Source organism: Stenotrophomonas sp. GD03877, from assembly GCF_029840555.1.
Lineage (GTDB): Bacteria > Pseudomonadota > Gammaproteobacteria > Xanthomonadales > Xanthomonadaceae > Stenotrophomonas > Stenotrophomonas geniculata.
Genome location: NZ_JAOCCT010000004.1, coordinates 47,315 through 66,001, shown reverse-complemented (window position 1 = coordinate 66,001; position 18,687 = coordinate 47,315). Strand labels below are relative to the sequence as shown.

General features: G+C 66.1%; 20 protein-coding genes and 1 pseudogene. 15 read left to right on the top strand and 6 right to left on the bottom strand.

What is annotated here, in order from left to right:
• Window positions 1-7: 7 nt before the first annotated feature.
• Window positions 8-1,582, bottom strand: coding sequence for an alpha/beta fold hydrolase (locus tag N5D20_RS03955; protein WP_279914335.1), 1,575 nt, complete (start codon window positions 1,580-1,582; stop codon window positions 8-10).
• A gap of 338 nt (window positions 1,583-1,920) precedes the next feature.
• Between N5D20_RS03955 and N5D20_RS03950 the strand changes: the two genes are divergently transcribed.
• The 4 genes from N5D20_RS03950 to N5D20_RS03935 all read left to right on the top strand — a co-directional run bounded on the left by N5D20_RS03950 (window position 1,921) and on the right by N5D20_RS03935 (window position 5,100).
• Window positions 1,921-2,847: a hypothetical protein gene (locus N5D20_RS03950; protein ID WP_279914334.1), complete on the top strand. Its 927-nt coding sequence runs from the start codon at window positions 1,921-1,923 to the stop codon at window positions 2,845-2,847.
• 56 nt (window positions 2,848-2,903) lie between these two features.
• On the top strand, window positions 2,904-3,233 hold the full coding sequence (locus N5D20_RS03945) for a hypothetical protein (RefSeq protein WP_279914333.1): 330 nt from the start codon (window positions 2,904-2,906) through the stop codon (window positions 3,231-3,233).
• 326 nt (window positions 3,234-3,559) lie between these two features.
• Window positions 3,560-4,300, top strand: coding sequence for a DNA/RNA non-specific endonuclease (locus N5D20_RS03940; RefSeq protein ID WP_057504028.1), 741 nt, complete (start codon window positions 3,560-3,562; stop codon window positions 4,298-4,300).
• A 104-nt stretch (window positions 4,301-4,404) separates the two neighbouring features.
• Window positions 4,405-5,100 (top strand): HAD family phosphatase, encoded by a 696-nt coding sequence (locus tag N5D20_RS03935; protein ID WP_010485561.1) that lies wholly within the window; start codon window positions 4,405-4,407, stop codon window positions 5,098-5,100.
• A gap of 7 nt (window positions 5,101-5,107) precedes the next feature.
• On the opposite strand, the gene N5D20_RS03930 is transcribed toward N5D20_RS03935, so the two are convergent.
• Both N5D20_RS03930 and N5D20_RS03925 read right to left on the bottom strand, forming a co-directional pair.
• The gene (locus tag N5D20_RS03930) at window positions 5,108-5,338 is read right to left on the bottom strand and encodes a hypothetical protein (protein WP_019337402.1); all 231 of its coding nucleotides are present in this window, start codon (window positions 5,336-5,338) and stop codon (window positions 5,108-5,110) included.
• A complete protein-coding gene (locus N5D20_RS03925; protein ID WP_019659769.1) occupies window positions 5,335-5,760 on the bottom strand; it encodes a VOC family protein in 426 nt (141 codons plus the stop codon). Before N5D20_RS03925 ends, N5D20_RS03930 begins: the two co-directional genes overlap by 4 nt.
• 276 nt (window positions 5,761-6,036) lie before the next feature.
• Between N5D20_RS03925 and N5D20_RS03920 the strand changes: the two genes are divergently transcribed.
• Both N5D20_RS03920 and N5D20_RS24700 read left to right on the top strand, forming a co-directional pair.
• On the top strand, window positions 6,037-6,600 hold the full coding sequence (locus N5D20_RS03920; protein WP_279914332.1) for a class I SAM-dependent methyltransferase: 564 nt from the start codon (window positions 6,037-6,039) through the stop codon (window positions 6,598-6,600).
• Window positions 6,600-8,519 (top strand): aminotransferase class V-fold PLP-dependent enzyme, encoded by a 1,920-nt coding sequence (locus N5D20_RS24700; RefSeq protein WP_343239043.1) that lies wholly within the window; start codon window positions 6,600-6,602, stop codon window positions 8,517-8,519. Before N5D20_RS03920 ends, N5D20_RS24700 begins: the two co-directional genes overlap by 1 nt.
• A 32-nt stretch (window positions 8,520-8,551) precedes the next feature.
• Here the strand turns inward: N5D20_RS24700 and N5D20_RS03910 are convergent.
• Both N5D20_RS03910 and N5D20_RS03905 read right to left on the bottom strand, forming a co-directional pair.
• A pseudogene (locus N5D20_RS03910) lies at window positions 8,552-8,983 on the bottom strand (helix-turn-helix transcriptional regulator); the annotation flags it as partial.
• The gene (locus N5D20_RS03905; RefSeq protein ID WP_279914330.1) at window positions 8,980-9,906 is read right to left on the bottom strand and encodes a LysR substrate-binding domain-containing protein; all 927 of its coding nucleotides are present in this window, start codon (window positions 9,904-9,906) and stop codon (window positions 8,980-8,982) included. The gene N5D20_RS03905 and the pseudogene N5D20_RS03910, both read right to left, overlap by 4 nt.
• Window positions 9,907-9,998: 92 nt before the next feature.
• On the opposite strand from N5D20_RS03905, the gene N5D20_RS03900 reads away from it, so the two are divergent.
• From N5D20_RS03900 to N5D20_RS03885, 4 genes are all read left to right on the top strand, one after another.
• Entirely contained in the window at window positions 9,999-11,039 is a 1,041-nt protein-coding gene (locus N5D20_RS03900; protein WP_279914329.1) for a hypothetical protein, read from the top strand.
• Window positions 11,036-11,917, top strand: a complete 882-nt coding sequence (locus tag N5D20_RS03895) for a hypothetical protein (protein WP_279914327.1) — start codon at window positions 11,036-11,038, stop codon at window positions 11,915-11,917. The genes N5D20_RS03900 and N5D20_RS03895 overlap by 4 nt, the downstream gene beginning before the upstream one ends.
• Before the next feature lie 182 nt (window positions 11,918-12,099).
• The gene (locus tag N5D20_RS03890) at window positions 12,100-12,522 is read left to right on the top strand and encodes a hypothetical protein (protein ID WP_279914326.1); all 423 of its coding nucleotides are present in this window, start codon (window positions 12,100-12,102) and stop codon (window positions 12,520-12,522) included.
• Entirely contained in the window at window positions 12,515-12,823 is a 309-nt protein-coding gene (locus N5D20_RS03885) for a hypothetical protein (protein ID WP_049433778.1), read from the top strand. Before N5D20_RS03890 ends, N5D20_RS03885 begins: the two co-directional genes overlap by 8 nt.
• On the opposite strand, the gene N5D20_RS03880 is transcribed toward N5D20_RS03885, so the two are convergent.
• Window positions 12,824-14,179, bottom strand: a complete 1,356-nt coding sequence (locus N5D20_RS03880) for a sigma-54 dependent transcriptional regulator (RefSeq protein ID WP_279914325.1) — start codon at window positions 14,177-14,179, stop codon at window positions 12,824-12,826.
• A 397-nt stretch (window positions 14,180-14,576) separates the two neighbouring features.
• Here N5D20_RS03880 and N5D20_RS03875 point away from each other — a divergent pair, with 397 nt between their 5' ends.
• From N5D20_RS03875 to N5D20_RS03855, 5 genes are all read left to right on the top strand, one after another.
• Entirely contained in the window at window positions 14,577-15,107 is a 531-nt protein-coding gene (locus N5D20_RS03875) for a hypothetical protein (RefSeq protein ID WP_049409617.1), read from the top strand.
• A complete protein-coding gene (locus N5D20_RS03870; RefSeq protein WP_279914324.1) occupies window positions 15,104-15,721 on the top strand; it encodes a hypothetical protein in 618 nt (205 codons plus the stop codon). Before N5D20_RS03875 ends, N5D20_RS03870 begins: the two co-directional genes overlap by 4 nt.
• A 43-nt stretch (window positions 15,722-15,764) precedes the next feature.
• Window positions 15,765-17,081 (top strand): hypothetical protein, encoded by a 1,317-nt coding sequence (locus tag N5D20_RS03865; protein WP_057504019.1) that lies wholly within the window; start codon window positions 15,765-15,767, stop codon window positions 17,079-17,081.
• 100 nt (window positions 17,082-17,181) lie between these two features.
• Window positions 17,182-17,886, top strand: coding sequence for a C39 family peptidase (locus N5D20_RS03860; protein WP_019659781.1), 705 nt, complete (start codon window positions 17,182-17,184; stop codon window positions 17,884-17,886).
• 12 nt (window positions 17,887-17,898) lie between these two features.
• A complete protein-coding gene (locus N5D20_RS03855) occupies window positions 17,899-18,648 on the top strand; it encodes a hypothetical protein (RefSeq protein ID WP_279914323.1) in 750 nt (249 codons plus the stop codon).
• Window positions 18,649-18,687 lie beyond the last annotated feature (39 nt).

Sequence of the window (18,687 nt, the reverse complement as noted above, 5' to 3'; positions counted from 1 at the left end):
ACGCACATCAATGCAGCGGCACCTTCAACACCGAAGGCGCATTGGCCGGCGAGCTGAAGGTCACCGCCCCACCCAACTGGCTGATGCCCGCATACCGCAGATCCACCGTATCAACCACCAGGGTCAGGCGGCTGCCGGCCGGAATGTTCCAGCTGCTCGCTTCCAGGCGCAGGTCCAGCGTCTTCGGCTGGCCCGGCGTGGCACCACGCAGCGTGTAAGGCTTGTGGCTGATCAGCTGGCCGTTGCCCAGCACATCCTCGGCATACAGGTAGGCATACAGCGTGGTGTTGGCGCGGCTGGGCGTGACGGTCAGGCGCACCTCCGGCGCGCCGTCCAGGCGTCGTGCGCTCCACTGGACCGGCCCCTGCCAGACGCCGGCGGCGTTGCGGCCCACGAACGGAACATAGGCGCCTGGCGGCAGATTGATCATCTGCAGCGCGCCGGAGGCCATCGCCACGCCCGAGTTGGCAGCGGTCAGCAGGCCACTGCCGATACGGTAGTTCCAGCCGGTGCTGCTTCCGCTCTCGGCCAGGCCGCCGGTGGGTAGCAGAAGCCCTTTGGGTGAGGTCAGCGCATAGCTGATGGCGCCGGCATTGGTCGCCTGCCAGTTCGGATACGTGCTCCAGCTGCCCTTCTGCGACTTCAGCTGCACCGCGGGCTGCCGGTCGATGCCATTGGCTTCACCCTTGAGGTAGTGGTCGAACCAGTCGCCCACCGAATCGTAGACCTCGTTGGGAATACCCAATGCGCCAAAGGCTTCGTTGAGCGCATGGTCGCCATGGCGCAACTGCAGCTGCTTGGGGCCCTTCAAACGGTTGAAGAAGTCCACCAGCTGGCCCGGCGGGAACAGGCTGTCGTTGAAGGCGTTGGCCAGGAATACCGCTGGCTGGTTGGCGTTGATCTCATCGATGCTGGACCCGGGGCTGCGCTGCGCCGCCACCGGCAACAGCGAGTCCACCGCGCCCTGGTAGTTGCCGACCAGCACATTGCGATTGATGGTGGACAGCTCCGGTCCCGGGCGACCGGTGGCCAGGCCCGCGGCAACCAGCAGCGCGATGCCCTGCGCGCTGGGGGTGTCGTTGCTGTACAGGGAGGCCTGCAGATCGGCCCAGCCGCTCAGTGCGGCCACTGCCTTGATGCGAGGGTCGCGCGCCGCCGCCAGCAGGCTGGTGCCGGCGCCGTAGGAGATGCCCGAAACGCCGATTCGTAACGGGTCGGCGCGGGTGTTGTCCAGCGCCCAGTCAATCAGCGCACTGACGTCCTCGACCGTGGCCGGCCCGGCGATGTCGATGCTGCCGCCGGATTCCCAGAAGCCACGCGAGCTGTAGCTGATGACCACATAGCCACGCCGCGCCAGCGACTGCGCCACGCCCACGTATTCCACGCTGGGCACCGCCCAGCTGCTGGGCATCACCAGCAAGGGATACCGCCCGCTGCCCGCGTCCTGCGGTTCGATGACGAAGGCCCCGAGAGGCGTTCCATCCCAGCTGGGAATGGTGCGATGGGTGGTCTTGACCGTGGCCGCCCAGGCGGTGGGCGCCAGCCCGGTCAGCAGGATCAACAGCAGCAATACCTTGCGCATCGTGGCCTCTCCCCGTCGGTGGTGGTGCAACGGGTTGGACCGTACCAGTGCGAATGGTGGGTGACACCTTGCGACGCAGCATCGCCGGGCAAGGGCTCCGCCTTCAATGCGAATGCGACGTGCTATCATTCAGCAACGTCAAGAACGTCCCAGCCCATCGCCAGCGGACTCGCTCCAGAGTGCTGCCCGATGTAGAAGACCCGATCGTTCACTGCCTGCCATGTGCAGCGCTGCACCCGCGCCTACTCCTGGCCCAGGTGCCTCATCCCCCTCTTTCCAGCGTAGTCGCGACCCTGCGGCTGCCTGCGCTTTCATGGACATTGGAGCTAAAGGAACCCGTGCAATCCAGATACCAGTCAATACCAGGCCGCGCCCTCCCCGCTCCCTCAGCCGTCCTCGCCATCGCGCTCGCGCTTTCCCTGGGCGCCTGTGGATCTGAAGCCGACCGGGTTCACGCGCCTTCTCCATCAATCACTGATGCGGCATCAAAACCTCTGTCCGCCGCCGCGATCCGGCAGGGTGCTCCGTTACACGCCGCCGAGAATTCCGTACTTGATCGCTACAACCACACAGATCGACTGCGCCCCCTCATTGCGGACCTCGAATACCTGTCCGGCAGCGGCGATGGCAGTGCCAGCCTGATCCTGAGCCGCGTCTACAGCGAATGCAGCGGCTCGATCGACGCCACGCTGCTCAGCGCCGCGGAGATTCCGCGCGAACGCCTCAATGCACTTGCGCGCAGCAGCGGATGGCTGAAGCAGCGCTGTGATGGCGTCGCCGTCACCGCGCCCGAAGCCATCGAAAGACAGCGTCACTACCGCGATCTTGCCGCCGAACAGGGCAGTCTCGTGGCCCAGATCGAAAAGACCGTGCTTTCGGGAGCGCTTGTCCTGACCGACAGGAACTTCTCAGTCGAGGATCACCGGACACTGGTCGACGCGGTCCTGATGCAGGACGACGGCGAAGCCTACATCGCACTCGCTGGCCTGATGGGTGACACCGCCGCCAGTCGCACCCGGCAGATGCAGCCTTTCAAGGTCGGCACGCAGGTGGATGAAGTCGCTTGGATCCTGGCCGGCTGCCAGAAAGGAGTGCCCTGTGGTACCGACTCCGCCCTGCTGAACCGCATGTGCGGGCAAGCCGGTATGTGTGGCTATGGATCGGTCGAGGATACCTATGCCAGTGGCGTACTCACCAACGAAGAAATGAACGAGGCGCGTACCCGCGCTTCTACGATCATCGCAATGTCAAGGAAGATGAAATGAACGCATCTGTGGTACGAAAGTTGTTGCTGGCAACGTTGATGGTCCCGGTGGCTGTTATGGCTGCCAAGGGCATGGGAAAAGTGATCAATGCCGCTGATCGCATCTACAAGGACCTCGCCAACGTGGTCGATGCCAGCATCGGCTCCGATCTCGGGATCCGGCAGGCCGCCATGTTCCAGATGGTGGGTGCCTACCGCCTGTCGCATGGCCTTGCTTCGGTGAAGCGCGGCGAGACAATCACCTTCATCTGGCCGGACGGCTCCGCCGAGAAGGGACTGGCCGCTGATCCCTTCCTGACCACTGGCATCGAGCCGATTCCAGGCACTCAGATGACCAAGAAACAGATGTCCCTGCGCTGCGGCTCCTGCCACAACCAGTACAAGTGAACCGCAGGAAACAACCGGTTCCGGCTGGCTGCACATTGCACATCCGGACGCTCCCTGCCGCACCCTAGCACGCGCGCGTTTCAGCCACGTGCCGCGTGATCTGACACATCTCCAGTGCTTGCGCGCTGTCACAGCTTCGTCTTTTCATCGTTGACCGAAAGACGACAACTTGTGACGCTTACGACACCGCAGGGCCTCCACAGCCCAACAACGCGGTCACGTCCCACCGCAATCCGCTGCACCCGACTCCGCACCGTCTCCCCATGACCTCGCCCTGCCAGGTCGTGGCGGACGGCTGCGCCCTGAACTTCTGCTGGAGAACCGCAATGCGCCTTGCAAGCTTCTTCTTCGCGTTCGTCCTCAGTGCCTTCGCCAGCGCTGCCCAAGCCCAGGTCGTCACCCTCAACAAGGGCGGCTTCGTGCTCACCTACGATTGCAGCATCCACAGCGCCACCCGCTACGAATACACCCTGACCGCCGACACCGGCTCGGCTGCCCGGCCGTCCAGCTTCTACAAGGACCCCGACCTGCCGGCAGGCTGCCTCGGCCAGACCAGCACCGCCTCCTACGCCAGCATCAAGTCCGGCTATGACCGTGGTCATCTGGTGACCTCCAATCACATGGACTACAACGCGACCTACATCCGCCGCGCCAACTACATGACCAACATCGTTCCGCAGGTCTCCAGCTTCAACCAGGGCATCTGGGTGAAGGCCGAGAACGTGGCCGAGTGCTATCGCGACATCGCGCCGGTGGATGTCTATGGCGGCGTGGTCTACGGCGACGCCTCCAACGACTATTTCCTTTCCAGCCACGGCATTCCGACACCGGAGTTCTTCTGGAAGACGATCATCACCCGCGATCCGAACACCGGCACGGCCAAGGCGATCAGCTGGATCATCCCCAATGAAGCGAACCTGGGCAGCCTGGACAGCTACCTGGTAACCATCGCCGATCTGGAGGAACTGCTGGGTGCCAGCTACGTGGCCATCAACGCACCTGCCTCGCTGAAGAACATGCTGCCGGCCAGCACCTGGCCGCAGCCGGCGGGGTGTGATCTGGGTTGACCGGCCTGCCGGGAATGGGTGGCACCCTGCGCGGGTGCCACGCAAGAATGGCTGTGGGAAAATGACGGGCAATTGCACCACCGCATTGCCCCCTGGAGCTGTAGATGTCCCGTTTTCCCTTCGATGCCGTGCTGTTCGACTGCGACGGCGTATTGGTTGATTCCGAGCCGCTGGTGGCCCGCGTCCTCTCCGAGATGCTGACCGAACGTGGCTGGCCATTGACTCCGGCACAGGCGGGTAAAGTCTTCCTTGGTCAATCCGTTGCCCACTTGGCCGGACTGATCGAAGAACGCACCGGCAAGCCGTTCACCGAGGCGTGGCTTGAAGAGTTCCGCCAGCAGCGCAACCGGGCACTGGAACGTGACCTGGAAGCGATCCAGGGGGCACCCGAGGCCGTGCGTGCGATCGCTGCGGCCACCGGTGGGCGGATCGCCTGCGCCTCCGGCGCCGATCTGCTAAAGGTGAAACTGCAGCTGGGCAAGGTCGGCATCCTCGATGCCTTCGGCGACCACGTCTACAGCGGCCAGGACATGCCGAACACCAAGCCGCACCCGGACGTCTACCTGGCGGCCGCTGCCGCGCTGGGTGTGGATCCGAAGCGCTGCGCGGTCATTGAAGACACCGTGACCGGTGCGACCGCCGGTGTGGCGGCAGGTGCCACCGTGTTCGGCTTCAGCGAGGGCGGCCCGCACCACAGCACGCCCGAGGCTCTGCGCGCGGCCGGTGCCCAGGTGATCTTCCAGCGCATGGAAGATCTTCCCGCACTGCTGGCGGCCTACACCGCCGACGCTGCCGCCTGACCCGGCGTCAACCCGCAGCGCCCTGCCCGGCGCTGCGGCACCTGCCGCTGTAGTGCAGCGCAAACAGGTACAACCCGGTGAACAGCTGCAGGAACAACGGCGGCAGCGGCGAATAGGTGATCCACGCCGCAGGCTCGCCCTGCCCCAGCCCGCGCACCACAAAGTTGGCGATCACCGCCAGGGTGAACACGATCGAGGTCCAACGATGCACGGGCCGTGCCCAGCCACCGCGGCTCATTGCCGGCGCCTCGCTTCGGAACGGGCTTCGATCATCTTCCAGCCATTGCCCGATGGATCGCGGAATCCGGCGTCGACGGCGCCAAAGCGCTCGATCGGCTCCTGGGTGAATTCCACGCCCTGTGCCAACCACTGCGTGTAACGCGCCTGGCAGTCATCCACAGCCAGCACCAGGGGCGGCATTGCGCCTTTGGCCACCAGCTGCTGCAGCGAAAGCGCGGTGGCCGCATCGTGGGTGGGCGGACCCGGCACGAACAGGCCCAGCTGGAAACCGTCCTGGCCTGGGCTGCGTACCGTCAGCCAGCGGTAGCTGCCATTGCGCACGTCGGTATGCACTTCGAAACCGAGCTTGCCGACGTAGAACGCCAGCGCCTCATCCTGGTCGCGCACATACAGGCCGACCGTGTTCACCATATCTGACATGCAGCACCTCCTCTCAAGTGCGCCTACGTTACGCCCCGACGAGGCGGTTCTGCTTCTCCAAAACTGCGCCAATGGCTGGGACGGCGAACGTGAAGGAATCAAAAGTACATGGCCCTCCCCAAAAGCGGATGAATACGCAGTTCCGCGACGGCGGATAATCCGCCCCGGCATTAAGTCAACTTAATGTGATGCCAATCACGCACGCGCCTGAGGGCGCATGCGATAACCGCGCGGACCGGGATTCATCGGCACCATCACGCCGACAGGGAGCGCATCATGCAGGACGTAACGCAACGCCAATGCAAAGTTGTGTCCGACAGCCGCTGGTCGCTCAGTACCTTCATGGAATTCTATGAGCGGATATTGAGCCCTCGCATTTTCCAGCCTTACGGGATGCTGCTGGCCGGGGAAATCGCCAGCGACATCGATGCAGGGTTCGCGGTCAAGGACGTGCTGGAAGTGGCATGCGGCACCGGGGTGATCACCGCCAGCCTGTATGAGGATCTTGCGCGGCCACGGGGCTTGCGGCTGGTGGCCAGCGATCTCTCGCAGATTGCGGTGGACATGGCCCGACGTGTCCTGAACCCCGAGATCCAGCAGAACGTTCCGTTGTTGGCCGACGTGGACATGGCAGAGCTTCCATTCGATGACAACAGCTTCGATGTGATTGTCTGCGGCTTCGGCCTGATGTTCCCGCCCGACAAGGCGCGCGTGGCCAGGGAGTTCCGGCGCGTGCTGCGGCCGGGGGGCGTGTCTACGCGACGATGTTCCACTACAACCAGCTCTTCGAACTCACCCGCCAGCAATCGCAGCTGCATTTCGGCATGCCTTCCCGGTTGATGGACGCGGCGCTGAGCCTGACCGACCCGTCGCCGATCACCCGCGCCTTCGCGATCGAAGGGCTGTCCCGGGCCAACGACGTGCCTGCTGGGCTGCATCCCCTGTCGTTCTCGCTCGACGCAGCCGGTGCGCGCGAGTTCCTGTTCAATGCCTGCATCCTGCTCGAAGAGTTCAACCAGTGCGACACCCGCACCCGTGAGCACTACCTGGACCTGATGCTGGCGCAGTTCGGCAAGGACGTGCCTGACCAATGCTACCGGGTGGAGGCATGGTTGCTGCGCGGCCAGGCCGATCCCGCCAATGCGGGCACGACGGTGGACATCGCGTCGCCCGACTTCTCGCCGCTGGTGCGCTGCCAGCAGCTGACCCATCGCGCGTCCAGCGCGGGCGTCGAGTGCGCAATCGCCGTGCAGGAGGCACAGGGGCTCGCTGCATTCACCGCTGCCAAGGCGGAGTTCCTGGCTGAGTATCCCGGCTTCCCCGACGCATCGGTAGAGAAGATGCGCAACGAGGAGTACGCACGGCTGGACGAGCAGCACGTCACGTATCTGGATCATGTAGGCGGAACCCTGCCACCCGAAAGCCTGCTCGAACAGGACCTGCAGGCGTTGAAGCACGCAATCCTGGGAAATCCGCATAGCGGATCGAAGGCCTCGCAGGCGGCATACCAGGAGGCGCGGGATGCCATCTACGCCTTCTTTGACTGCTCTCCGGACGAGTACGAAGTGATATTCACTGCGAACGCCAGCAGCGCGATCCGGCTTGTGGCGGAATCGTTTCCGTTCCAACCGTGCACGCAGCTGCTGTTGACCAAGGACAATCACACGTCGGTGCATGGACTGCGCGAATACGCCAGGGCCAAGGGCGCCTCGGTGAAGTACATCCCTCTGGACGACGATCTGCTGCTGCACGACGACCTGATGCGGCGTGCGCTGCAGCGGCTGGGCGACGGCGCCCCACACCTGCTGGCCTTTCCCGCCCAGTCCAACGCGACCGGCGCGCGGCATGACCTCGCCTGGATCGCCCGCGCGCAGGCGCACGGTGCGATGGTGCTGTGCGATGCAGCCGCACTGGTCCCGCAGGCGCGGCTGGATTGCGGCACCCTTCAACCGGATTTTGTGGTGGCCTCGTTCTACAAGATCTTCGGCTACCCCACCGGCGCAGGCTGCCTGCTTGCCCGCCGCTCGTCGCTGCAACTGCTCAGGCCACCGTCCTTTGCCGGTGGCGGAGTCTGCTACTACTCAGGCCCCTGGTCGCCCACCGAGCGGCTGCTGTATCGCGATGCCGGGCAACGTTTTGAGGTGGGAACACCCAACTACGCCGCGTTCCCGGCGATCGCCCGGGGCTTTGCCTTCGTGGCACGAATGGGCGGCGCCGAAGCCCTCGCGCTGCACTCCACTGCACTGGCCCGGTGGATCGAGGTGCGTCTTGCCGCGCTTCGCCATACCGTGCGCGGCGACACACCACTGTGCCGCGTGTACGGCCCGCCGGCACAGCGAAAAGGAGCGACGGTGATGCTCAACTTTTTCGACTGCTATGGCTCGATCGTGCCGCATGCCCGCGTCAAGCACCTCGCCGACCGCTTCGGCATCACCCTGCGCAACGGATGCTTCTGCAACCTCGGAGCTGTCCAGCAGGCAACCTATGCAACTGCGGGTGCCGAGCACTGCGAACTGGACAAGACCGGGAAGATCCTCGACTGCACCGCCTTCGATGAGAAGATCCTGGACAAGGGAGATTGTGGCGCGGTCAGGATTTCATTTGGGCTCGGTTCGAATTTTGCCGACGCCTACCGCTTCCTGATGTTTGCGACCTGCCTCCTGGACACCGACGTTTCTGGTCTTGAAGGTGTGCTCGCCGCGAGTGACCCTGAAGCCGATGCCGGCAGTCCTTGTACCGCTCCTGCCGTGCCGGCCTGACGCTCCACGGCGAGTGCCACCGCCGGCGCGCGACGGCGACGTTGTTCCAGCACGGATGTGTCCAGGCGGGGGCGCTGCGCGGCGCGTGCGTGGCATTCCGGCACACTGGCCGACGCCGCCTGGCCAGCACGCTCACGCTCGCGCACAGTGCCCGGGCTGTCACCGGTGATGTCACGGAAGATGCGGCCAAAGGTACCCAGGCTGCGCCATCCGGTCTGCGCGGCGATTTCGGTCACCGCCAGATCGGTATCACGCAGCAGCGCCACCGCTCGTTCGATGCGGCGGCTGAGCAGATAACGGTGCGGCGGCAGCCCGAAGGCCTGCTTGAACGAGCGGGCGAAGTGCGCCGGCGACACCGCACTGACCTCAGCCAGGCGCGCGACGGGCCATTCCTCATGGCTGGCCCGATCCATCCGGTCCTTGGCGCGCAGCAGGCGCCGCAGCAGTTCGGGGCTCTGACTCATGGCATTACCGCCCGGGCCAGGTAATGGCGGGCTGCATGCCGCGCCTCGGCGGCCTGCTGGACCAGCCAGTCACGGAATGCAATGACCTTGGCACTGCCACCTCGCGCCGTGGGTGCCACGAACCACAAGCTGCGACCGTCGCTGGCCACCCCCGGATGCGCCTGCACCAAACGCCCGCTGTCCAGCTCGGCCTGGAACAGGATCGGCGAACCAATGGCGATGCCCTGCCCTGCGATCGCGGCGCCGACATCCAGATGCTCGACGGCAAAGGGCGCGACGAAACTCTCCGGTGCCGGCGGTGGAAGGTCCCCGTGCGCGGCAAACCACAGAGCCCACCAGTCCGGCCGCCCGAGCAGGGGAATTTCCAGCGCGCTGCTGCCCAGCCCACGGGCCGCTGGCAGCAGCGCCGGCGCACACAACGGTGTGAACACGCTGGGAAACAAAGGAGTTGCCTGAAGACCTGGCCATTCGCCCTGGCCATTGCGGATGGCCGCATCGAAGTGACCGGCGGCCAGATCCTGCGGCGCTGCCGACAGGTCCAGCTCCAGCACGAACTGCCGGTGGCGGGCGCGGAACGTGCCCAGCCGCGGCGTCAGCCAACTGGTGCCCAGCGTGGGCAGTACAGACAGGCGCAGTCGCGCCGCATCCATGTCTGCGGCGCGCATGAAGCTGGCGCGCAGTGCATCGAATGCCCGGGTGGCCTCCTGCGCGACGCTGGCCCCCGTCGCCGTCAGTTCTACGTGCTGTGCATGGCGCAGGAACAGGCAGGTACCGGTCTGGGCCTCCAGCCGCCGCACGTGGTAGCTCACCGATGCCGCGCTGGTGTCGAGCTCTTCGGCGGCACGCGCGAAGCTGCCCAGCCGCGCCGCCGCCTCGAAGGCACGGATGGCGGCAAGCGACGGAAGCTGGCGTTGGGTCACCATAAGTGTGGCTTAGCCTGAGCCCCGATATCTGCGTGGTCAATCCCCCCTCCTGCCCGCAACGATGGAGGCACCTTCGGTAGGGGATCACGCACATGGATCGACGGCAGTTCCTGGCCACTTTGGCCGCCGCGGCAGCGTCCACCGCCCTGCCCTCCGGGTGGGCCCTGGCCAGCCACAGCGAAGACTGGACATGGTTGCAGGGCAACTGGCGGGTCCGGCACCAACGCCTGAAGGAGCGCCTGGTCGGCGATACCCGCTGGGAGTCTTTCACCGGCTCCAGCGCGGTCTGGCTCACCCTGGGCGGGCTCGGCACCATTGATGACAACGTGATGGCGCTGCCTTCGGCCCCCTACAGGGGGCTGGGCGTGCGTGCATTTGATCCAGTGTCTTCCACGTGGTCGATCTGGTGGATCGATGGCCGCAATCCTGCCCATATCGAAGCCCCCGTGCGCGGGGGCTTTGAGGGCGATGCCGGCAGCTTCCGTGGCACCGACCGGATCGACGGGCGCCCCATCGATGTGTGGTTCCGCTGGCATGACATCCACGGCGAGGAGCCGTGGTGGGAACAGGCGTTCTCCGACGATGCCGGTGCGCACTGGGAAGTGAACTGGCGCAACTGGTTCCGCCGAACTGCTGCGGTCCCCTCTCCGCTTCCGAAGCTGCCGGATGCACCGGGCGACTTTGATTTCCTGGTGGGCCATTGGAACGTGCGCCATCGTCGCCTGCGCGCTCGGCTGGCAGGCAGCGACGCGTGGGACGCGTTCAACGGCACCCTGCACAACTGGCCGGTCCTGGGAGGATTCGGCAACGTGGGTGACAACCTGATGGACGTGCCTGGAGCACCGCTGCGCGGCATGGGCATCCGTGCCTGGAATGCGGCGGAGCAGCACTGGCTGAGCTGGTGGCTGGATGGCCGCGAGCCGACCCGGATCGGCGCGCCACTGCGTGGTGGTTTCCAGGCCGGTGTCGGCCGCTTCTTCGGCGAAGACCAGCACGACGGTCGATCAATCCAGACGCGGGTGATCTGGTCACGCATTACCCCGCGCTCGGCGCGCTGGGAACAGGCGGCCTCGGCCGATGGTGGGCGCAGCTGGGAAACAAACTGGGTCAGCGACTTCGAGCGACAGGCATGAAGGCGCTGCTGGCCGTGATGCTGCTGGTTGCTGCGTCGCCTCCCGCGTCTCCATCAAGGGTGCTGCGGATCGTCGGCCCCGCCGAGCGCTTTGCCCCGGGCGTTGCATCCACGCAATACGACGAGATTCGACTGACCTTGAGTCCGGACGGGAAAACCGCACTGTGGTTCAGCCGCAACCGGCCCGGCGGTCCGGGCGGGTATGACATCTGGGTCTCCCGCAACGATGGGCAGCGCTGGCGGCCGGCGACGCCGGTGCCGTTCAACACGCCGGGGCGCGACTTCGATCCCGCCTTTTCCGCCGATGGCCGCATGGTGTATTTCTGTTCGGATCGCGCAGGTGGCCAGGGCGGCGACGATCTGTATCGGGTCAGCATGGGGAGCGACGGTCGATTCGGGGAGCCGGTCAATCTTGGCCCGGCAGTGAACAGCGCGGCCGATGAATTCGCGCCGATGCTCTCGCCGGACGCAGCCACGCTGCTGTTCTCCAGCGATCGTGCGGGCGGTGCGGGTGGCCATGACATCTACGTCGCAGCGATGGTCCGTGGCATGGCACAGCCGGCACGGCCGCTGCCGGGAGACCTCAATACCGCAGCGCAGGAGTTCGATGCCACCTTCCTCGGTGACGGCCGCACGGTGGTGTTTGCCCGCGCCCTGGACTTCGGCAGTGCACCGGTGCGCCAGTTCATTGCCTACGAGCGTGGAGGCCGTTATGACGCCGGCCATGCGTTGCCCTCCCTCTTGAACGAGGCCTCCGGCGACAGCTACGGCGCGATGCTGGATGGCTCGCAACCCGGCAGCTTGACCTATTCGGCGCGGCGCGCGGACGGTGCAGGGTTGGACCTGTACCGCGTCCGCTACCGGATGAAGCGCCCTTGAAGGCGGATGGTGTCGATTCCCGGCGCCCCGATTCGTCGAGAGGATGACTACCCCAGGAGAAAATGCAGATGCCCTCCCATCAGTCCCTTGCCTGCGCCTGCGGCCAGGTCCGCCTGACCGCCACGGGCCGTCCCATTGCCACCGTCGAATGCTGCTGCGACAGCTGCCGCAAGGCCGGCGCCATGCTGCAGGCGCTGCCCCGCGCACCGGCCGTACTGGGCCGGCATGGCCAGACGCTCTTCGTAATGCATCGCAAGGATCGCGTCAGCATCGATGCCGGACATTCCATGCTGCGTGCCTTGCGATTGTCCAGCAGGGGCGGCAGCCGCCGCGTGCTGGCGGGCTGCTGCAATACGCCGCTCTTCCTGGAGTTCAGCGGCGGCCATTGGCTGAGCCTGCATGGCCTGTTGTGGCCGGCATCGACAAGACCTGCCGTGGAGATGCGGACCATGGTCAGTGATCTTCCTGATGCGTCTGTGCTTCCTGACGATGTGCCGAACCTGAAGACCCGGTCGCTGCGCTTCTATGCCCGGTTGATGAAGGCGTGGATTGCCATGGGCTTCCGCAGCCCACGCATCGAGGTCACGGGAGATACCCATGCCTGAGCCCGAACGGATCGAGATCGAAAGCATCACCACGCCCGGGCACATCCAGCGCGTGGATCGCGCCAAGTACCTCGCCATGCGCCATGCCTTGCTGCGGGCGCTGCCCGCGCAACCGCCCGGCCTGACCGTCGCGCAGGCGAAACAGGCACTGCTGCCACACCTGCCCGCCGCGCTGTTCCCGGCAGGTGCCACCGCCGGCTGGTGGTTGAAGGCCGTGCAGCTGGACCTGGAAGCCAAGGGCGTGATCGAGCGCGTCGCGGGCAAACCGTTGCGCCTGTTCAAGCACCTGGCGGCCGGCTGATCAGCGCTGTGCAGGCAGTTCCAACCGGTGCTTGCGGCACAGGCGATACACCGTGACCCGCGATATCTGCATCTGCCGCGCGCACTCGGAGACGTTGTAGCCGGTCTGGCGCAGGGTCTGCAGCAGTACATCGCGCTCGGCCTGCCCCCGTGCATCGTGCAGCATCGCCGCCGGCAGGACCGCCGCCGATGCGCCCAGCTCCAGGTCACGCTCACTGATCAGCTCGCCTTCGGCCATGATCGCTGCACGCTGCACACGGTTCAGTAGTTCGCGTACGTTGCCGGGCCAGTCGAAGCGCCGCATCGCCTGCAGTGCGGCCGGTGCGAAGCCGCGTGCACGCACGCTGTGGCGCAACCGGAAGCAGCGCAGGAAGTGCTCGGCCAGCAGCTGCACGTCGGCACCGCGCTCGCGCAGTGGTGGCATCAGCAGGCGCAGCACGTTCAGGCGGTAGTAGAGATCGCTGCGGAACCGCCCCTGCGCCACCGCGTGTTCCAGTTCGACGTGGGTCGCGGCAAGTACCCGCACGTCCGCGCGCAGCGGCTGGCTGCTGCCCACGCGCTCGAAGGTTCCCTCCTGCAGCACGCGCAGCAGGCTGGTCTGCGCTTCTGCCGGCAGATCGCCTACCTCATCAAGAAACACCGTACCGCCATGGGCGGATTCGAACACGCCGATCTGCCGCTTGTCGGCACCGGTGAACGAGCCACGTTCGTGGCCGAACAGCTCCGACTGCACCAGGCTGGCCGGAATCGCACCACAGTTCACCGCAATGAAAGGCCTGCCGGCGCGCCCCGACAGCGCATGCAGCGCATGTGCAGCCAGTTCCTTGCCTGTACCGGTTTCGCCGGTGACCAGCACCGGCAGTTCCACCGGCGCGAACTTGTGCAGCACCGTGCGCACCGCATGCAGCGCAGCGCTTTCGCCAATCAATGCGTGCGGTCCGTACCCACTGCAGGTTGCATCGACAGGCGGATCATCCGCATCGAACTGCTGGCGCATTGCGCAGACCAGGTCCTGCAGGCCGAACGGCAGCGTGAAGCGCGCGCCACATCGCTGCAGCAACGGCAGCCAGGCCGGCGATGTGGGTCCGGCGCCCGGTGGCAGTACCGCCAGCCAGGGCAGATGCTGGTGCTGCTCGATCCACGGTGCCAGCAGCTGCAGCGACGCCGCATCGAGATGGCGCAGATCGAGTACGGCGAGCAATCGATCGCGCCCACGCAGGCCTATCGCCATGGCGGGATCGGGATGGATGCTGCGCACATACCAGCCTGCTGCCGCCAGCGCACTGCGCTCGTTCGCCAACGGCTCGCCAAACCAGAGCACGCAACGTGACGTAGAAGCCTCCGGGACCGCTGCCATGCTTCCCCCAGCATCCGGACACCGTCGGCGGACTGTCAGGCAATCGCCGGCGTGCCGCCCCCCCGCCGGGACCTCTACGGCCACCGGGGCGGCCTTTGTTGGGCGGATCCTAGCGCTTCCCTAAACGGCAGCGCAATGAGCAATGCGTCAAGAAATTCGTGGCTGAACCGGCACCGTTGCAGACGGCGGCGCCACCTGTAACACCCATGCGACAGTTGCCCGCCGCCCTTGCCCCGCGGTGCCTGGGGCTTCGAAATCCCAACGATTCCGCGACGTGCCTGTAACACCGTGGCAGCAGCACGGTCAGGTGCTGCACGGTCCCGACATTGGCGGGTGGGCACTTCCAGGTTGGCACGGTTGATGCGTGGTTCCGCCGCACCCATCGCGGGAGATCGGCATGGACGGCACCACCCTGATTCGCTGCTTGGCCGCAGCACTGGCAATCGCCCTGCTGTTGGTTGGCGCGGGCGCATCCGCGTCCGGCGCCCGCCAGGGCGTGAAGGCACAGCCGGGCGAAATCGTCCTGTTGCGGGACGTATCCGCGCGGCCGGCCTATCGCATGGCACCACCGGGCATGGCGCTGATTGCCGACCCGAAGCCACAGCGCGAGATCGCCACCGCATTGGGCGCCGGTGGCACGACGAACGGCATGGACGAGTTGAGCGACGAGGACTATGCCGGCATGGGTGCCGGCCAGGCAGCGTCCGTCGCGACACCGGGCGGCACTACGGTTGAACGGGTCACCCAGCAGGCCCTGGGCGGCACGCTTGGCCGCGGTGGTGATGGCATGGTCGGCAGCAACCTCGGGGGCGCCATGAGCGGTCCGCTTGGTGCGGTCGGCAGCAACACCCGCGGTATCGCCGATACCGTGCGCGGCGCACTGGCCCAGTTCCCCCTGCAGGGCACGGCCCCGGCAGGTGGAAAATGAAGGCCCTGCAAGGCTTGCTTCTGCTGCTCGCTGCCGCGCCCTGGGCGACCCGCGCCGATGACTACGGCGGCATGCTCGCCTATCTCGACGTGGCCCGCATCGACGGCCACGCACTGGCCGGGGCGACGGGTGCCATCGCCGTGAGCCAGGCCGCCGGCGACCTCAACGTGCAGGCCAACCTGCGGGGTATCGCCAAGGGCGATCGCGCCGACGTGGCGATCAATGCCCGGCAACTGCAGCAGGGCAACCGCGTGCTGTCCGGGCCGCTGCAGGCCACCGCGTTCATTGGCGGTGACGCACTGGCCGGTGCCAGTGGCATCGCATCCATCAACCAGGCCAGCGGCATCGCCAACACGACGCTCAACGTCGTCAGCGCGACGCTGGCCCGACAGGGCATACGCGAAACCGACGATACGGCCTTGGCCGCCGAGGGTTCCGCGTTGGCAGGGGGGCGGGACGACACCGGTCGCGGCGTCGCGACGGGCACCCGCAGCGCCGGTGTAGCCAGCACCGCACTGCGGGGATTCGACGGGGTCCTGCAACTCAATCAGATCGCGGGCAACGGCAACGACACGGCCAACGTACTGGGCCTGGTCGTGCAGGACCGCCCGTGACAACCACCCAACCGATGCACCACCTGATGAGAGAGAGGGCACCATGAAAGCGACCGTCAAACAGACCATGCTCGCCATGGCGATTGCCACTGCCTCGACCGCCGCTGCGGCCAATGGCTGGGACAACCAGAACGCCAACGCGAACATCAACCACAACCACACCGTCAGCGAGACCCGCAACGACACGCACAACCACACCGACAACGACGTGCGCAACCGCACCGTCAACGTCAATGTGCAGAAGCACAGCAACATCCAGGCCGACGAACGCAAGGAAAAGAACAACCACGGCGTCGACGTGAACCTGGAGAAGGACCTGCGCCTGAGCACCGACATCAATTTCTCCGGCGACCCGAACATCACCGGTGACATCGACCTCGACTCGGCGGCCATTGCCGTGATCGACAACCGGCAGTCGATCAGCAACAACGCCACCAGCAACAGCCTGGTCACCAACAGCGCGTCGATCGGTGACAGCGTCGGCGCCGGTGCCTCGGGCAATCTGGGCTTCAATGTCGTCTCCGGCGACAACAATGCGCAGGACAACGCGGCCTCACTATCTGCGGCCGATGCGTCCTTCAGCTTCGGCATGGCCGACGCCGAGGTGTTCGTCAACCAGGCCGGCTTCGGCAACGCCACCATGAACTCCGGTGTCACCAACGCCGCAGGTCTCAGCGGCAACGCCTTTGGCGGCGCGTCCGGCAACATCGGCGTGAACATCGCCTCGGGCAACAACAATGAGCAGAAGAACGCCCTCGCGGCCTCGGTCGCGACCACGGCGGTGGCCCAGTCGAGCATCAGCTCCAACCAGGTCTCCACCGGCAACACGGTCAGCAATGCCGGCTTCGTGCAGTCCTACACCGATACCGTGCAGGTCGGCATGCGTGGCGGCGTCAGCGGCCTGACACTGGCCTATGGCGCGGGCACCTACCGCGGCACCGGCAACGCCTACCAGATGGCCAACTACTACCTGGATACGTGGAGTGGCGAGCTGCCGCACCCGGGTGGCAACAGCACCGGCCATATCGATCTGGACAACCAGATCCAGAACGCCACGATGAACCCCAACCGGCCGGGGGTGGGCGGCCTGGGCTTCGATACGCGTGAGAGTGGCACCAGCCAGTTCGTCGAACTGGGCGTGGCCGACCTGTATGCCAGCCTCAGCGGCACGGTCAGCACCACGCGCTGGGTGAACGTCAATGCGACCAACACCTCGGCCTTGTCCGGCAGTGCCTTCTCGGGCGCCTCCGGCAACATCGGCGTGAACGTTGCCGCGGGCACCGGCAACCTGCAGGCCAACAGCCTGGCCCTGGCAGTTGCCCAGCCCAGCACCGGCGGCGGTGGTGGCAGCGGCGAGTAAGCGCAACACCCCGGCCGTCCGCCAATGGCCGGGTCCCCGGGAGCCCCTGTTCCTCCTCCCCCTTGGGACAGGGGCTCCCCCCTGCCGCCGGAGAACGTAGATGATCCGTTGCCCTCCATCGATGCGCCTGCTGGCCTTCCTGTTGCTGATGGGCACCGCATCGGCATGGGCGGGCGAGGTCCACTTCGCCGGCGTGCTGCCCAATGGCGCGCTGCTGCAGCAGAAGGTGGAAAGCATGCAGGAGCGGCGCTACCGCAACGTGGTGCGCCAGCACACCGATTACAGCTGCGGGGCGGCCGCATTGGCGACCATCCTGCGCCATGCCTATCACCTGCAGACCGACGAAGCGACGGTGATCGAAGGAATGATGGGGGTTTCCGATCCAGCGCTGGTGGCCGAACGCGGCTTCTCCCTGCTCGACATCAAGCGCTACGTGGAATCGCTCGGCATGCGTGGCCGGGGCTACCGCATCGATGAAACACGACTGCGCACCCTTCGCGTGCCAGGACTGGTGCTGATGGATGTGCGCGGCTTCCGCCATTTCGTGGTGCTCAAGCAGGTCCGCAACGGCATCGTGGAAGTGGCCGACCCGATCCTCGGCAACCGCAGCCTGGCGCTGCCGGAGTTCCTGGCTGCCTGGCCATCTCGCGCGGTCTTCGTGGTGATCGGCAGCGACTTCGATCGCAACACCGTTCTTCTGCAACCCAGCGAACGGCCAAGTGCCCGCGCGCTCTATGCGCGGCAAGGGCCGATCACCGATGCCGAACTGGTCGACTTCGGCTTCAGCCACGCCGACCTGTTCTGAGGAGGTACGACCATGTTCCGTCAACACGTATGGATGGCGCTGCTGCTGATGGCCCCTGCCCTGCCCCTGCAGGCCGCCGACGGCAGGACCGGGCGTGGACTCACGGAAATCCCCGACCCGGAGCTGAGCCTGATGCGGGGGCGCTACACCGTGGGTGGCAACAACGTTGCCTGGTTCGGGGTCACCATGGTGTCGCAGTGGCAGGCCAGCAACGGCACGACCCTGCAGGGCAGCCTGACCCTGGGCATGGACTTCCGCGGTGGTGGCGCGCCGAAGCTCAGCTTCCAGCCCAGCGTGCATGTCACGGCAGCCGATGCGCCGCTGCCCGATACCCACGGACGCAGCATCGACAGCAGCGGCCTGGCCAATGCCAGCGGCCTGGTGCAGAGCGTGCAGGTGGCCGGCGATGGCAATGTCGCGCGCAACGTCACCACGCTGACCGTCCGCGAGGGTGGCGTGCCGGCTGTTCTCTCTGATGGCGCAGGCAACGTCACCGCGCAGCAGGCCGGCGCCAGCGCGACGGCCGTGCTGGAAGGCAACCAGGCACGCCTGCTGCTGCAGGTGGATGGCCAGGGGCTGGTGCAGCAGTGGATCCGCAATGGCAGCGTCGGCCAGGGCATCGCCCTTACCGGTGACGGCCAGATCGCCAGCAACCAGCTGCGGCTGGCGCTGGTGCGCAACGCCGTGGGCGGCAACCTGCCGTTGAGCCAGAACGTGGCCCAGGCGATTGCGTTGAACCGCGGCATGGGGCCGGGCCAGTAGCAGGGCCTGGCATTGGGGGAAACGCTCCACAACGCAGGA

What these genes read in the sequence shown, in the direction of transcription:
- N5D20_RS03955 (WP_279914335.1), bottom strand. Translation starts at nt 1,582, where the DNA reads ATGCGCAAGGTATTGCTGCTGTTGATCCTGCTGACCGGGCTGGCGCCC.
- N5D20_RS03945 (WP_279914333.1), top strand. Translation starts at nt 2,904, where the DNA reads ATGGCTGCCAAGGGCATGGGAAAAGTGATCAATGCCGCTGATCGCATC.
- N5D20_RS03940 (WP_057504028.1), top strand. Translation starts at nt 3,560, where the DNA reads ATGCGCCTTGCAAGCTTCTTCTTCGCGTTCGTCCTCAGTGCCTTCGCC.
- N5D20_RS03935 (WP_010485561.1), top strand. Translation starts at nt 4,405, where the DNA reads ATGTCCCGTTTTCCCTTCGATGCCGTGCTGTTCGACTGCGACGGCGTA.
- N5D20_RS03930 (WP_019337402.1), bottom strand. Translation starts at nt 5,338, where the DNA reads ATGAGCCGCGGTGGCTGGGCACGGCCCGTGCATCGTTGGACCTCGATC.
- N5D20_RS03925 (WP_019659769.1), bottom strand. Translation starts at nt 5,760, where the DNA reads ATGTCAGATATGGTGAACACGGTCGGCCTGTATGTGCGCGACCAGGAT.
- N5D20_RS03920 (WP_279914332.1), top strand. Translation starts at nt 6,037, where the DNA reads ATGCAGGACGTAACGCAACGCCAATGCAAAGTTGTGTCCGACAGCCGC.
- N5D20_RS24700 (WP_343239043.1), top strand. Translation starts at nt 6,600, where the DNA reads ATGGACGCGGCGCTGAGCCTGACCGACCCGTCGCCGATCACCCGCGCC.
- N5D20_RS03905 (WP_279914330.1), bottom strand. Translation starts at nt 9,906, where the DNA reads ATGGTGACCCAACGCCAGCTTCCGTCGCTTGCCGCCATCCGTGCCTTC.
- N5D20_RS03900 (WP_279914329.1), top strand. Translation starts at nt 9,999, where the DNA reads ATGGATCGACGGCAGTTCCTGGCCACTTTGGCCGCCGCGGCAGCGTCC.
- N5D20_RS03895 (WP_279914327.1), top strand. Translation starts at nt 11,036, where the DNA reads ATGAAGGCGCTGCTGGCCGTGATGCTGCTGGTTGCTGCGTCGCCTCCC.
- N5D20_RS03890 (WP_279914326.1), top strand. Translation starts at nt 12,100, where the DNA reads ATGCTGCAGGCGCTGCCCCGCGCACCGGCCGTACTGGGCCGGCATGGC.
- N5D20_RS03885 (WP_049433778.1), top strand. Translation starts at nt 12,515, where the DNA reads ATGCCTGAGCCCGAACGGATCGAGATCGAAAGCATCACCACGCCCGGG.
- N5D20_RS03880 (WP_279914325.1), bottom strand. Translation starts at nt 14,179, where the DNA reads ATGGCAGCGGTCCCGGAGGCTTCTACGTCACGTTGCGTGCTCTGGTTT.
- N5D20_RS03875 (WP_049409617.1), top strand. Translation starts at nt 14,577, where the DNA reads ATGGACGGCACCACCCTGATTCGCTGCTTGGCCGCAGCACTGGCAATC.
- N5D20_RS03870 (WP_279914324.1), top strand. Translation starts at nt 15,104, where the DNA reads ATGAAGGCCCTGCAAGGCTTGCTTCTGCTGCTCGCTGCCGCGCCCTGG.
- N5D20_RS03865 (WP_057504019.1), top strand. Translation starts at nt 15,765, where the DNA reads ATGAAAGCGACCGTCAAACAGACCATGCTCGCCATGGCGATTGCCACT.
- N5D20_RS03860 (WP_019659781.1), top strand. Translation starts at nt 17,182, where the DNA reads ATGATCCGTTGCCCTCCATCGATGCGCCTGCTGGCCTTCCTGTTGCTG.
- N5D20_RS03855 (WP_279914323.1), top strand. Translation starts at nt 17,899, where the DNA reads ATGTTCCGTCAACACGTATGGATGGCGCTGCTGCTGATGGCCCCTGCC.